Origin of the sequence: Emticicia soli (assembly GCF_037860775.1) — a bacterium.
GTDB lineage: Bacteria > Bacteroidota > Bacteroidia > Cytophagales > Spirosomataceae > Emticicia > Emticicia soli.
Genome location: NZ_JBBEWC010000006.1, coordinates 101,744 through 116,461, shown reverse-complemented (window position 1 = coordinate 116,461; position 14,718 = coordinate 101,744). Strand labels below are relative to the sequence as shown.

Annotated in this window: 14 protein-coding genes; 11 read left to right on the top strand and 3 right to left on the bottom strand. The window is 40.2% G+C overall.

Features of this window, described 5'->3' with window-relative positions; genetic code table 11:
- Nucleotides 1–1,236, bottom strand: coding sequence for a PAS domain-containing sensor histidine kinase (locus WAE64_RS10605; protein ID WP_340236346.1), 1,236 nt, complete (start codon nt 1,234–1,236; stop codon nt 1–3).
- A 170-nt stretch (nt 1,237–1,406) separates the two neighbouring features.
- On the opposite strand from WAE64_RS10605, the gene WAE64_RS10600 reads away from it, so the two are divergent.
- Both WAE64_RS10600 and WAE64_RS10595 read left to right on the top strand, forming a co-directional pair.
- Nucleotides 1,407–2,225 (top strand): universal stress protein, encoded by an 819-nt coding sequence (locus WAE64_RS10600; RefSeq protein ID WP_340236345.1) that lies wholly within the window; start codon nt 1,407–1,409, stop codon nt 2,223–2,225.
- 22 nt (nt 2,226–2,247) lie between these two features.
- Nucleotides 2,248–2,595 carry a hypothetical protein gene (locus WAE64_RS10595; RefSeq protein ID WP_340236344.1) on the top strand — a complete coding sequence of 116 codons (348 nt, stop codon included), beginning with the start codon at nt 2,248–2,250 and terminating at the stop codon, nt 2,593–2,595.
- A gap of 106 nt (nt 2,596–2,701) precedes the next feature.
- Here the strand turns inward: WAE64_RS10595 and WAE64_RS10590 are convergent, their stop codons facing one another.
- Together WAE64_RS10590 and WAE64_RS10585 are read right to left on the bottom strand one after the other, a co-directional pair.
- The gene (locus tag WAE64_RS10590) at nt 2,702–3,271 is read right to left on the bottom strand and encodes a TlpA family protein disulfide reductase (RefSeq protein WP_340236343.1); all 570 of its coding nucleotides are present in this window, start codon (nt 3,269–3,271) and stop codon (nt 2,702–2,704) included.
- A gap of 355 nt (nt 3,272–3,626) precedes the next feature.
- Nucleotides 3,627–5,066 (bottom strand): TlpA family protein disulfide reductase, encoded by a 1,440-nt coding sequence (locus WAE64_RS10585; protein WP_340236342.1) that lies wholly within the window; start codon nt 5,064–5,066, stop codon nt 3,627–3,629.
- Nucleotides 5,067–5,611: 545 nt separating this feature from the next.
- On the opposite strand from WAE64_RS10585, the gene WAE64_RS10580 reads away from it, so the two are divergent.
- From WAE64_RS10580 to WAE64_RS10540, 9 genes are all read left to right on the top strand, one after another.
- Entirely contained in the window at nt 5,612–6,358 is a 747-nt protein-coding gene (locus WAE64_RS10580; RefSeq protein ID WP_340236341.1) for an acyl-CoA desaturase, read from the top strand.
- 20 nt (nt 6,359–6,378) lie between these two features.
- Nucleotides 6,379–8,784, top strand: coding sequence for a heavy metal translocating P-type ATPase (locus WAE64_RS10575; protein WP_340236340.1), 2,406 nt, complete (start codon nt 6,379–6,381; stop codon nt 8,782–8,784).
- 2 nt (nt 8,785–8,786) lie between these two features.
- A complete protein-coding gene (gene ccoS / locus WAE64_RS10570) occupies nt 8,787–8,954 on the top strand; it encodes a cbb3-type cytochrome oxidase assembly protein CcoS (protein ID WP_340236339.1) in 168 nt (55 codons plus the stop codon).
- 60 nt (nt 8,955–9,014) lie between these two features.
- Nucleotides 9,015–9,866 (top strand): hypothetical protein, encoded by an 852-nt coding sequence (locus WAE64_RS10565; protein WP_340236338.1) that lies wholly within the window; start codon nt 9,015–9,017, stop codon nt 9,864–9,866.
- A gap of 154 nt (nt 9,867–10,020) precedes the next feature.
- Nucleotides 10,021–10,884: a universal stress protein gene (locus WAE64_RS10560; protein WP_340236337.1), complete on the top strand. Its 864-nt coding sequence runs from the start codon at nt 10,021–10,023 to the stop codon at nt 10,882–10,884.
- Nucleotides 10,885–10,927: 43 nt separating this feature from the next.
- Nucleotides 10,928–11,320 (top strand): hypothetical protein, encoded by a 393-nt coding sequence (locus tag WAE64_RS10555; protein WP_340236336.1) that lies wholly within the window; start codon nt 10,928–10,930, stop codon nt 11,318–11,320.
- A 127-nt stretch (nt 11,321–11,447) separates the two neighbouring features.
- A complete protein-coding gene (ccoN, locus tag WAE64_RS10550; protein WP_340236335.1) occupies nt 11,448–13,589 on the top strand; it encodes a cytochrome-c oxidase, cbb3-type subunit I in 2,142 nt (713 codons plus the stop codon).
- Nucleotides 13,590–13,623: 34 nt separating this feature from the next.
- Complete coding sequence (locus tag WAE64_RS10545) at nt 13,624–13,785, top strand: CcoQ/FixQ family Cbb3-type cytochrome c oxidase assembly chaperone (RefSeq protein ID WP_340236334.1); 162 nt, start codon at nt 13,624–13,626, stop codon at nt 13,783–13,785.
- 53 nt (nt 13,786–13,838) lie between these two features.
- Nucleotides 13,839–14,654 (top strand): cbb3-type cytochrome c oxidase N-terminal domain-containing protein, encoded by an 816-nt coding sequence (locus WAE64_RS10540; protein ID WP_340236332.1) that lies wholly within the window; start codon nt 13,839–13,841, stop codon nt 14,652–14,654.
- Nucleotides 14,655–14,718 lie beyond the last annotated feature (64 nt).

The following is a 14,718-nucleotide window of genomic DNA, read 5'->3' as shown; positions in this document are numbered from 1 at the left end:
TTATAAATGTCGAGGTAAGGTGATAATAAACTCTGTGCCTTGGTTTTCTTCGCTTATAAACTCAATTTTACCTTTTAATAGTAATACATATTGGTTTACAATGCTGAGACCTAAGCCTGTGCCTTGTATTTCGCCAGCATTGCTCATGCGGTAGAACCGCTCGAACATATGTTTTTGTTCAGCCTTAGGAATACCAATACCTTCATCTTTTATGCGTATTTCAAGTTGCGTATCGGTCAGCGTGCCACTAACTCGGATAGAAGCATTTTCGGGCGAAAACTTGATTGCATTTGAGATAAGGTTGATAATAATGTTCTTTACCAGCTTTGGGTCAAGGCGTACTACACAAGAGTTGTCAGAGGTTTTGCAGGTATATGCAATCTTTTGCCCTTTTTTGGTAATTCCCTGCATTTGCTGGCATATTTCGTCAAAAAAGTCGTCTATTTCAAAGGCTTCGGAAGAAACCACCACTTTCCCTTCTTCCAGTTTGTTCAACGATAAGAAGTCGTTCAGAATTTCGGTCAGGTTTCGTACCGACGATTTTATGCGGTTGATGTGCTTGTCCCGCTTCTCGTCTTCGTCGAGGTCGGCATATTTTTCGACCAGCGAAAGTGATGATAGAACCGTAGCCAGTGGTGTTCGGAACTCGTGCGAGGCAATAGTAATAAATCTTGACTTCATGAGGTTTAGTTCCTGCTCACGTTTCAAGGCTCTATCGAGTTCGTCTTTGGTTTTTTCAAGCTTTTGAATGGCTTCTTTAAGCACCAGGGTGCGTTCTTCGACCTCTACCTCTAGTTCATTCTTATAGCTTACGAGGCGGTTTTCAGCCTTTTTCCTTACAGTAATATCAATCACGAAGGCTATTGTATAAGAGCCTTTACTGTTGCGGTAAGGGCTAAGGCTGATTTCTACCGGAAATTCGGAGCTATCTTTACGAAGCGCATATAAATCCATGCCACCACCCATCGACCTTGCGTGGGGGTGCGTGTTAAAGCCTTTTCTATGTTCGGTATGTACCTGTCGAAAGCGGTTAGGAATCAGGTCCTCTATCTTCAGATTTTGCAGCTCTTCGGGCTCATATCCAAACATTGCGGCACCACTGGGGTTCACTCGCACGATATTGCCTTCTTGATCTGCTATTAAAATTCCTTCAGTGGCAAATAAAAAAATCGCCTCTGATTGGTGTAATATATCCATTTCTGCTACGGTTGACAGAATACCAGTATCCTTTTTCATCAGCAAAGAAGAGAAGTTTCGACAGCTAAAAATATGACAAAAATCAGTTTTCTGGAACCATAAGCCTAATTTTTTTTGGTATTATCATAAGTTCTTATGATAATACTCATATTCATTGCCTGCAAAAATGCTGAATTTTGTTGCATCAAAAAACTATTCGAATTCCACTTATGAAAACAATACTTTTAGCAACAGATTTTTCGAAGGCAGCCAATAAGGCTATTTACCTGGCAAGCCAGATAGCTATTAAACAAGAAGCACGCCTGATATTGTTTCATGCGTACAGGTTTATGAATACCTATGATGATAATTATGGGATTCCGATTGATGAACTGAAAAAACTAAGTGCTAGGAAACTGGCTGACCTGAAAAAACGGATTCTTGCTAAAGTTGACCAACCGCTTGAAATTGAGATTTGTAATAGGCGTGGTTTTGTGCTTGATACAGTAAAAGAGGTAATTGCTGAGTTTGGTGTCGATTTGATTATTATGAGTAGCGTTGGCGATACGCCACTTGGGGCGGGTTTCTTTGGTAGTGTTGCTACTGAAATGATAGATAAACTGAAAACCCCGATGCTGGTTTTGCCACCAAAATACAGGCTGAAAAATATTGAAAATGCAGTAATGGGTATAGACCTTACCAAACCTATTGATGCCGCAGCTTTTGGCAAGGCAATTTATTTTCTGAGAGATGCTGATGCCGTGGTTGATGTGGTATTTGTGGCAAAGGATGAAGAAGAGGCCGCTAGCGAAGCAATACGCAAAGCAACATTGAACCTGCGTGAGTTGATGAAAAATGTGCCGCATACGTTTCAGACGCTGGTAGATAAAAAGCGGCTTGAGGCTATTAATGGCTTTACTAAAAAGCGCAAAGCCCAGTTACTGATTACGTTTCCGCAGCATCATGGATTTTTTGAGAAAATATTTTTTACTCAGAATACCCGCCGTTTGGTGTTTGATGCCGAGGTGCCGGTTTTAGCTATACAATAAGAATATAAAAATATTGATATTTATGAATATTGTCGTTGACAAAGAAATGACCGTCAATCAATTGGCAAAGGTATTCAACGAGGTTTATCCTTTCCTGAGAATTGAGGTGTATCATAAGGGTAATGAAGTAAGTACCGACTGTTTTCATACTTTGGAAGAGATTTCGAGTATGAAAACACCCTCGGTGTTTGTTATTTCGCCAACCCTGACTATTCAGGAAATTGAGCAGTTTTTCTGGGAAGAACTGGGCTTGCAGGTGGCTGTTTTCAGAAAAGTGGGTAACTCGTGGATACACACGGCTTTTACAAATAACTGGACGCTCGAGCGGCAAAACCGCACAGGCCAGAACATATTTGGTGCAATAGCATGAGTATTTATTCTTCTAAAATACTCATGTATCATATCGTTGATGCGCTTTTAAGGCATCGGCCTTTTTGTTTTGCTGAAAACTGCTCTGATTACTAAAATTAACTGCTTTACTTTGCTGCTAGTAGCTTATCAAATAATTGCCTGATTTCAGGAGATGAAGGACGAGGCGCATCATCGTTAATGATGTTGCCTGTTTTGTCCATAATCATATAGCGTGGAATAGCATTTATTTTAAATTGCTGGGCTATGGGAGAGTAAGGGCCTTTAGGTAATAGATAGTTTTCAGCGTCAGGCAAACCCAGGTCTTGTGCGGCTTGTTTCCAATCGTCTGGGCTTTCGTCGACCGAGAGATAAATAAAATTTATTCCTTGTTTGCTGTATTCTTCTTTTAGTTTTTCAGAGTTGGGCATTTCGGCCAGACACGGCCCACACCACGACGCCCAGAAATCGATATAGGTGATTTTGTTGTCATGAAGCTGGGTGAAGGGTTTGGCTTCATTTTGTGCATTGAGTACTTCTTCATTTTCTGCTTTTGTAGCAGAGGGTTTATTCTCTACTGTTGAAGAATCAACATTGTTTGATTCGGTAGTGCTTTCAGTGCCATTGCTACAAGCCGCTAGTAGTATAAACATTGTGATGGTGTAAGCAAATGATTTGAGTGTGTTTCTTAGATTCATTAGTTTTATATATTGGTTCACAAAGAACATAATTTCTGAATTATAAAGCACATAATATTTGTTAATTTAAGCTCTAGGGGAATTTATGAAATTGTATTTTTTGTAGAGCCGTATTGATTAGGATTCAAGAAATAAGCGTTCTTTAATTTTTTACACGATAATTTCTCAAGGTGCGCAAAGTAGAGACAGGGCACTGCCCTGTCTCTACAAAACGAGGCATTCCAAAGAACGTTTATATTGTGAAACCTAATCAATACGGCTCTACGGAAATTGTGTTTTTTTTGCCATTTTTTAAATCCCTTCTTTCTTAAAATTTAATGGAATGGTGGATTGAGTATATGGAACAAACAATACCCTACATCTTCAAAAGTTTATTAAACATCTGCTTAATTTTTGGGTCTGACGGAATCGGTGCCTGGTCAGAAATTACATTGCCTTTTGAATCAATTATTAGGTAACGAGGTATGGAAGTAATGTTGAATCTTTGTGCCACGGCCGATTCATTACCACTTGGCAACACATAAGAATACTGAGGCAAAAGATTTAATTGCGTAGCGGCTTTTTTCCATGCGTTTGCGTCTTCATCGGTTGAAACATAAATAAAGCCGATGCCTTTTTTGCCATATTCTTCTTTTAATTTCTTAGAGGCAGGCATCTGTGCACGGCAAGGCGCACACCAGCTTGCCCAGAAATCGACATAGAAATATTTGTATTCTGAATCAGGCTTTGTAAAAACGGTGTTGAATTCCTGAGTTTCGTAATTACTATTGAGAACAGGCATATTATCGCCAACAGGATGGGCGGTGGCTCTATAAAATGGCAGAAGATTATCAGCAATAGCTTTTATGTCAGGATTCTGAGCTATTTCAGCCAATTTTTCTACTACTTTAAGGTTAATACTTTTGTCAACATTCTGTTTGTTGTTATCTATAATGTCTAACAATGCTGCTTCAAGGGTACTACCTGAGAGTGTTTTTAAGGCAGTTTCAAATACAGGTAAATAGTTGATTTCGGGGCCATCAAGCGGCTGCCCTGATTGTATAATCAAATATCTGAGCATAGTACCTCTATAATGAGATTCATAAAAAAACTGATCACTCACTCGTACTTCCTTGGCAAATATATCAGCCGTTTCTTTATCGACCGGTGCACGTTTTTGTATGTATTGAGAATAATAAGGCCATGTAAGCTCTAATAGATAATTATTCAAAAAGAGCGATTTCAGGTATTCATAATACGTTTCACTGATGTTTTTTCTGTTTTTATACCCCTCCAGAAACGCTACTCTTTTCTGATGTATGGCTTGCATTTTTTGTATTCTTTCTTTTCCTAAAATAGAAGAATTTACGCCTTCTACCGCATATCCTTCAAATTCGCCGCATTGTTTTTCGTATTCATTAAAAAACGCTAATTCGTTGGTTCTGATACTATCTGTAAGGCTTTTAATTTGCGTTACACCTTTACTGTCTTTCCATATATACAGCTTCTCGCCAGGGTATAGTAAAAACGAAAGTTGACGACCGTTTTTATAGTCTTTGTTAACATCGTTCGATATTATTCTGAAAGGATACTTTTCTATGAATACCACAGTATCAATTTTATTTTTGTCTAAAGTATAGGTCTTATACTCGCCGAAAGCGCTTGGGTATTGCAAAAATACGTCTGACTGCCCTTTGTTTTTTTTCACAACAATTACCGTTGGGTCGCCTTGCTCTGTGTTGTCTGTTGCTTGCTGTGCTTGTGAATTTATCCAGCTTAGACAAAGTAGAAATGAGATACTAAGGAGTTTTTTCATAGTGTAAAAATTTAAGTTGATTGTTTTGTGATGTATAATAAGGGGCTCATGGTTAAGTTCAATTAAATCAAAAGCATATCAAACACCAGCCTCAGATACCCTTTACATAGTAAAAAGCTATTGATTATATACACCTTTTACTGCAAAAACAGGTAATGTCTTGCCATTTGAATTAAGGAACGAATTATGGAGGAATAGCACCAAAATCAACAGGGGCTAGCGTAATAAACAGGGGGATTGGCTTGTGTAAACCTAGAAATAATAAGCCATCGGAATAGCCTCAAAAAAGGCTTGGTAAGTGAGTAAGTTTTCATAGAAGTTGAACAGTTAAGTAATATCCGCAATGCGTACGTAAATATAATACTTATTCAATACTAGCTATATATACCTATAAAATAAATTCTTAAAATTTGTTTTATGGTGCGCAAACCGATAGCGATTCTACAATTATGATAAATATCAGTTTTTTGGCAGAGTTTGGTCATAAATGCGCCGTTGCCTGAGCCTTAATTTTGAGCCTCAATCAATACATACACTATTCTTAAATGGCAATTCTGATTTTTTTCCTGGCTCATTGGTATTTATCCCTATTTTCACAGACCTTCTTTCTGCACCGCTATGCAGCTCACCAGATGTTCACGATGTCGAAAGGCTGGGAGAAGTTTTTTTACGTATTCACTTTCGTAACACAAGGTTCATCGTTTTTAAGCCCTAAGGCTTATGGTATCATGCACCGTTTGCATCATGCCTATGCCGATACCGAGAAAGACCCGCATTCGCCGAGCTACTCGGATAACCTGTTTCACATGATGTGGAAAACCAAAGATTATTATAACGATATACTGAACGATAGAGCCAATATTGAGCCTAAATTTAAGAAAGGTGTACCGAACTGGATGTTTATGGAGCGCCTGGGCGACTTGTGGGTTTGCCGCATAGGTTGGGGGGTATTATATACCTTGTTTTATATCTACTTTGCTACTAATCCTTGGGTTTATCTTTTGTTGCCTATTCATTTCCTGATGGGGCCGGTGCATGGCGTAATTATCAACTGGTTTGCGCATAAATATGGTTATGTAAACTTTAAAGTAAACGATACAGCCAAAAACCTGTTGCCGTTCGATTTTCTGATGATGGGAGAATCTTACCACAACAATCACCATAAATTGGGCGGTAGGGCAAATTTCGGTATTAAGTGGCACGAGTTTGACCCTACGTACCCAATCATTTTAGTACTCAACAAACTACATATTATAAAGCTCAAATTGAATAACGATTTGAACTATATGTAGAATCCTTAATAATTACAGCTATGACACTCAATGAAACCAAAATAGCATGCTACCACTGTGGTGATGAATGTGCCGACAGCCCGATTGTGCTGGAAGAAAAACACTTTTGTTGTCATGGCTGTAAGACAGTTTATGAGATTCTGCAAGATAATAACCTTTGCTCGTACTACGACCTGAACCAGCACGCTGGTGTGAGCCTGAAAGCGGCTAATTTCAGCGGTAAATATGATTACCTGAGCGACGATACAATACAAGCACAATTGCTCGATTTTCAGAGTGATACTATTAATAAGGTTACGCTCTTTATTCCGGCTATTCATTGTAGCTCGTGCGTTTGGCTACTCGAAAACTTCAACAAGATTCAGCTAGGCGTATTTACAGCAAGGCTCAATTTTCTGAAAAAAGAATTATCATTAAGTTACGACCCATCAAAAGTAAGCCTGCAAACAATTGTAGAATTGCTGGCTACGCTTGGGTACGAGCCTTTGATAAACCTGCAAAGTGCCGAGCATCAGCCAAAACAGAATAAAGTGCAACGACGACTGATATTGCAGATTGGGGTAGTGGGCTTTTGTATGGGTAACGTAATGTTGCTCAGTTTTCCTGAGTATTTCAAGCTCGACCTCAACAATCTGGTTGATGCTACTTATCAGCGATTTTTCTTATATCTTAATTTTCTGCTGTCGCTGCCTGTATTCTTTTTTGGTGCTTCCGATTACCTTAGAGGTGCGTTTATTTCACTAAGAGAGAATATTCAGAAGAAAACTAACGTATTGAGTGTTGATATTCCGATTGCTCTGGGTATTTCGGCTTTGTTTATCAGAAGTACGTTCGAAACTTTTGTGAATCATTCAGCCGGATACTGGGATAGTCTTGCCGGACTTGTGTTCTTTTTACTGACAGGCAAATGGGTACAGCAGGTTACTTATAATTATTTGTCGTTTGAGCGTAATTATAAATCGTATTTCCCGCTGGCTGTAAAGGTGAAAAACGGCTACAAAAACGTATCGGAATTACAAAAAGGCGATATTATAGATATACATAACCAAGAACTGATTCCGGCCGACTCGATATTGCTTTCGGAAAGAGGTTATATTGATTATAGCTTCGTAACGGGCGAGTCGGAGCCGATTAAAAAAGAAAAAGGCGAGTTGATATATGCAGGCGGCAGGCTGATTGGCGAAAGAGCAAGCCTGACTGTGCAAAAACAGGTATCGCAAAGCTACCTGACCGAATTGTGGAACAACGATGCCTTTAAGAAAGAAAAGAAAACCGTTACCACCGACCTCGCCAATGCTTTCAGTAAGTATTTTACCTATGTAACCTTAGTAATTGCGACAATTACGGGCATTTATTGGTATTTCAACAATCCGGCTTTGGTGTGGTCGAGCATTACGGCGGTTTTGATGGTAGCTTGCCCTTGTGCGCTTACACTTTCGATGCCTTTTACAATGAACACCACCATGGGTATTTTTGGCCGAAACAAGTTTTTTGTGAAAAATCAGGCGGTGATTCAGCTATTGACCGAAATAAACCAAGTGGTTTTTGACAAAACGGGAACACTCACCGAAAACAAAAACGGCCAATTGCATTTTGAAGATGGACAATTGAATGATGAGGAGAAAAACTGGGTTGGTCAGTTAGCAGCGCAGTCGGTGCACCCGCTGAGTAAGATGATATATAAACATCTGGGTATTGGCAAAGGCAATATAAGTTATTTTGATGAAATAAAAGGAATGGGGATTGAAGGCGTAGTAGATGGAAATTTCATCAGGCTTGGTAATGCCGAATACCTCGGGCTGGCGGCAGGCGGTGTGCGCACAAGCCAGGTAAATGTAGAAATAAACCGTGAATACAGAGGCTATTTTACGATAAAAGCCGACTACCGCAAAAACTGGAAAGAGGTACTGAAACAATTGAAGGGGAACTTTAAAATGGCTCTGGTATCAGGCGATAATGACGAGGAAAAAGAAAACCTGAGCCCGTTTTTTGATAAAGGTCGACTGTTGTTTAATCAGAAACCTCAGGACAAACTCAATTTTATTAAGCAAGAGCAAGAGGCGGGGTATCATGTACTGATGATAGGCGACGGGCTGAACGATGCCGGGGCGTTGCGACAAAGCAATGTAGGTATTGCCCTGAGCGAAGATGTACAGGCTTTTTCTCCGGCTTGCGATGCTATACTCGATGCCTCAATGTTTAGTCGCCTTACCGATTTTCTGAAATTCAGCAAAATTGCGCTTACAATCGTAAAAGCCAGTTTCGTGTTATCGGTGGTCTATAATTTTATTGGCATCGGCTGGGCGGTATCGGGGCAGTTGTCGCCTGTTATGGCAGCAATCTTTATGCCTTTGAGTTCGCTATCGGTAGTATTATTTGCAGTGGGTATGACCTACCTCTTTGCCCGAATCAAAAAACTTATTTAGTTATGGCAGTCATTATTTTTTTAGTTATAGCGGCGTTATTGGTAGCAGGGGGCTTTTTGGTCTCGTTCTTCTGGGCTACCAACGATGGACAGTTTGATGATACCTATACGCCAGCGGTCAGGATTTTGTTCGATGAAGAAAAACCTGCCGAAAATCATAAAACCTCATGAGTTGTAATAGATTTTAAGCAAGCAAAGCGGTGTAGCTTTGTTCGTTCAATCATTACATTCATGAAAGAAAAATTACACAGAAGTTTATACGAGTATATCCGTAAATCGGTTAGTCTGGTGCTTGAGTCGGGCGCTATGGTAGGCATAGTTTTATTGGTGCTGCTATTTTTTGTTGCCCGCAACTGCAATGCGCAGGTTGATTTTTCGAAGATACCAGCTGAAGACAAATTCACTAACAATAGAGCTGCTATTGCAGTAAAGAATGTGCTACTGGTACAACGTGATGAAGAACTGGATTGTACCTGGAAAACCTCTCATGCACAGATAAGTGGCATGCTAGATACCAAAACACAGGATTTTCTGAACGATTGGCTGTCGGGCATGACTTATTTCGGTAATTGTGAGGGCGACAAAGAATGCTATGATTTTCAGTCGTATCATTATTATTATAAACTTACAAGAGTAACCCATCTGCGCAACGATTTACTAGGGTTTTATCTGCAAGAAGGTAATTGTAAAGACGAGAAATCGTACTGCCTCGAAAATCAGGACTGGGAGATTTATGACCTGAAAGAGAAACGTTTTTTACAGGAAGGCGATATTATAAGCCAGGATACAAAAGCACAGGCTGCGTTTTTTGCAGCTATAGAGAAAAAAGTACTTAAACAAAAACTGAATCTGGTAAACGACTGGAAGGCTTATACCCGTCAAGTGGGTTTAGATAACAATAATCTGGTTGTGTATCTCAACAACGATATACTCAACAACAGCAAAGGCGTGGTGTTGCGTTTCAGGCTAGACGAAGTAAAAAATATGCTGGAGCCATGCTTTGCAAACAGGCTGCGAAACAAAACCTGTCAGGAGTTTAACCAACCAATTGTTGGGCAGCATTTACAAAAGAATTTAAAATAAAGCTAGGGTAATAAATTTAGGTTCGTAAAAAAAAGACAGGCTATGCTTGTCTTTTTTTTTGTGATATATATCATATTTAAGCCCTGTATATGCTCATAAATTACCATCTGAGAGTTCAATAGTTTTGCTTTGTCAAAATTAAACGAACTCCAGCATGAAAAAGATACTCCTTTCAACCGACTTCTCTCCGGCATCAGATAAAGCCATCAGATATGCAATTAATTTATTTGGCGATACTCCCTGCGAGTTTACCCTTATGCACGCCTACGATACTTTTCCGGTAGGTGGCTCGCCTGAGATTGGCTATGCACTCATAGATGAAATGTTTAACCGCTCCCGAAAAGACCTTGCGGCGCAAATTGAAGAACTCAAACAACTCGATACAAAGCATATTCATGTTTTCAGAACCGAGCTGGTATCGGCTTCGGTTGGTAGTGCAATCCAGATTCTTAACCAGAAACACGATTATGATTTTGTGGTAGTAGGCGCAACCGGCAGAGGCAACGATATACTATTTGGCAGCACGGCTACCGATGTTGTGCGCAATGTATCGGCCAATTCGCTTGTGGTGCCTACAAGCATTACTACAACGCCCATCAGAAACATAGTAATGGCGGTTGACTATCAGTCGGTTTGTTCATTCAGCGAATTTGATGGCCTAAAAGAGCTATTATTAGAAAAAGAAGCTACGTTAACACTATTGACCGTATTGAAAGACGGCCAGTTGCCAACAGAGCTAGACGGCTCAATGAAATTTCAATACCATGACTATTTCAAAGGCGTACATATTATTGATTACCAACTTCGTGGAGACAGCGTTGAAGAGGGTATTTTTGAGTACCTGAGTTTGCACACGGCCGATATGCTTGTGATGCTTACCCGCCACCATACATTTTTTGATGTAATCTTCAACCGTTCGCTTACCCGTAAGTTTGCTTTCAATCCTACTCTTCCTTTACTAAGTATTTACGACGAAGCAACTATTGTAGTGCCTGACAACGAACTGGTTACTTTCTGACACCTGAATCTCATCTCACCTTTACTCTAAAACAACCGTAAACATGAACAAGTATTCACAGTTAAGCCATACGCATTTTCAGTATAGAATCTGGCGTAATGAGCTTGAAATGATGCAGAAAGAAACCGATTTCTTTTTGAGTATAACTGAAGAACTGATAGGCGCACAAGAGCCTGCACCACAATCGGAGCAGGGATGGTTTATTAATCAGTTTCATCATTTTCAAAGATTAATAAAGCAACTGCAAGGCGAATTGCTCGGTATAGAAAAAGCACTGGCCGAAGGAGCACTTCAAGATAAGGGTTTAGACAAAGAGCAAAAGCTTGACCACCAGTATTTTAAAGAAGAGATAGACTATTTTGAACAAGATTACAGGTCGGTCAAAGGTAAGTTCAGGGCTTTTATAGCACAATCAGAGCCGGAAAAAGTAGACTAAAATCAGGTTTCTGATAATGCCCTGAAATATATGACGAATGTCATATTTCTATCAAACTGTGGTCATGTTTTACACATATAGCCAGCAGTAATTTTACGCCATCAAAGTTTCTAAAACTCAATTTTTTATGCAGTATATTACGCAGCCCGAACCAGTAGGGACCCTAGAACGATTCGAATACGATAACAAAATCGTGAAAGCCTTTCTGGTCGTAACAGTCATCTTCGGTTTAGTCGGTATGTTAGCCGGACTAACCTTGGCTGTACAGCTTTTCTGGCCCGGAGCCAATTTTGAAAACCCTCATGTAACATTTGGGCGTTTAAGACCTTTACACACCAATGCCATTATTTTTGCTTTTGTAGGTAACGCCATGTTTGCAGGTATTTATTACTCCCTGCCAAGGCTATTGAAAGCACCTATGTTCAGCAAAGCCTTATCGTGGATTCACTTCTGGGGTTGGCAATTAATTATTCTTGCTGCGGCTATTACCCTGCCTTTGGGTATGACAACCAGTAAAGAATACGCCGAGCTTGAATGGCCTATCGATATAGCTATTACTTTAATCTGGGTGGTTTTTGCCATTAATATGTTTGGTACAATCATCAAACGTCGCGAACGACACATGTATGTAGCCGTTTGGTTTTACATTGGTACTGTGGTTACGGTTGCCTTGTTACACATTGTTAACTCTTTGGCAATACCTGTATCCTTAACCAAAAGCTACTCGCTTTATGCAGGTGTGCAAGATGCCCTTGTGCAATGGTGGTACGGCCACAATGCGGTGGCGTTCTTCCTTACAACGCCTTACCTTGGGCTGATGTACTACTTCTTGCCTAAAGCAGCTAACAGACCCGTATATTCATATAAGTTATCAATTATACACTTCTGGTCTTTGATATTTATTTACATCTGGGCTGGGCCTCACCACTTGCTTTATTCTTCGTTGCCAGACTGGGCACAGAGTTTAGGTACGGTGTTTTCAATTATGCTGATTGCGCCATCGTGGGGTGGTATGTTAAACGGGTTATTAACCTTACGTGGTGCATGGGACAAAGTACGCGAAGACCCTGTTCTGAAATTCTTTGTGGTAGCCGTAACAGCTTATGGTATGGCCACTTTTGAAGGACCGATGCTTTCGTTGAAAAACGTAAACGCCATCTCTCACTTTACCGACTGGACAATCGCTCACGTACACGTAGGGGCTTTAGGCTGGAACGGCTTCATGATATTTGGTATCTTATATTACCTGATACCACGTATGTATAAAACACAGCTTTACTCTAAAACCCTCACCAATACGCACTTCTGGCTGGGTACTTTAGGTATTATTTTCTATGCCTTGCCAATGTATTGGGCTGGTTTTGTACAAAGCTTAATGTGGAAAGAGTTTACACAAGACGGTTTCCTTGCATACCCGAACTTCCTGGAAACAGTAACGCAGATTGTGCCATTGTATATGATTAGAGCCGTGGGGGGTACTATGTACCTGATTGGTACACTGGTAATGATATACAACCTTATTAAAACAGCTAAACAAGGGGCGTTTGTACCGGCAGAATACGCCGAAGCACCAGCACTTGAGAAAAACGTAAAAGTAACAGGCGGAACATGGCATGCAGTATTAGAGCGTAAACCAGTTATATTCACTGGTTTAGCAATTGTAGCTGTGGCAATAGGTGGAGTAGTAGAGTTTGTACCAACGGCGCTCATTGAGTCAAATATACCTACAATTGATGCTGTAAAACCTTACACCCCTCTTGAGCTGACCGGACGTGACATATATATAAAAGAGGGTTGTGTAGGGTGTCACTCGCAGATGGTTCGTCCGTTCCGTTCAGAAACTGAGCGTTATGGCGAGTATTCAAAAGCCGGAGAGTTTGTGTATGACCATCCGTTCTTGTGGGGTTCTAAACGTACTGGCCCAGACTTACACCGTGTAGGTAGTAAGTATCCTGATAGCTGGCACTATAACCACATGATGGACCCAACCACCATGTCGCCGGGCTCAATCATGCCTCCGTACCCTTGGCTTTTAGAAAACGATTATGATAAAGAACTGCTACCAGCCAAAATCAAGGCCATGCGCACGCTAGGCGTACCATACCCTGAAGGCTACGAAGATATAGCAGTAGCAGAAGCCGAAAAACAGGCCGCAGAAATTACTCAACGCCTGGCTGATGCCAAAATCAAAACAAGTAAAGACAAAGAAATCATAGCACTGATTGCTTACTTACAGAGACTAGGTACCGATATAAAAACAACAAAGTAGGCCTAAAAACCTACTTTTATAAACACTTACGACAATGTTTAAACATTATTTTGAGCAGATGGACGGGGTTAGTATCTACCCGATCTTCTCACTACTGGTTTTCTTTCTGTTTTTTGTTGGTCTGGGCTGGCATGTGTTCAGATTTGATAAAAAGAAACAGGAGCACATTGAGAGCCTTCCATTAGACAAAGAGTAGGTCTCTGTGGTATAACAAAAAAGCTTTTAAGAAATTTAATATACTAATCCGTTATGGGACAATTTATCAAATCAGGCGATGAACTCATTCAGGTATTGATACTTATCGTATTGATTCTCACGGCAATTATCTTATTGGTGGTGGTACTTAATATGTATAGCGTTATCAATAAAATTATTGCTCACAAAGAAGGAAGAGTGATAGAGCCATTTAGTTTTAGTAAATGGTGGCAAAAAGAAGCAGGAACTACCATACCTGTTGAAAAAGAAGAAGATATTCTATTGAACCATGATTATGATGGTATCAGAGAACTCGACAACCATTTGCCACCTTGGTGGGTAAAAATGTTTTACGCAACTATTGCTTTTGCGGTTGTTTACCTGGGTGCTTACCATGTCTGGAACATCACACCTTTGCAAGAAGAAGAGTACCAGTTAGCTATGGACGAAGCCAAAAAAGAGGTAGAGTTGTTTCAATCGAAAATGGCAAATACCATTGACGAAAAAACAGTAAAACTCCTGGTAGACGATAGCAAAACTGTAAACAGCGGCAAAGAAATATTTACATCGAAATGTGCTGCCTGCCACGGACAAACCGGAGAAGGTGGGGTAGGGCCAAACCTGACCGACGAATATTGGCTACACGGTGGCACTATTAACGATATATTTAAAACCGTGAAATACGGTGTGCCCGAAAAAGGAATGATTGCATGGCAGGCTACGCTGAAACCTAACGAAATACAAAGTGTAAGTAATTATATTTTGTCGATTCAGGGTACAAATCCGCCAAATGCCAAGGCTCCACAAGGAGAAAAAAGTGCTGCTACTGCTACTGATTCGACCAGTGCAAAACCAGTGGCTGCTTTATAAAATACGATAATGTTTTGCTGATGACATGAGTTGAATTAGATAGAAATAAGTAGATTAAAATACA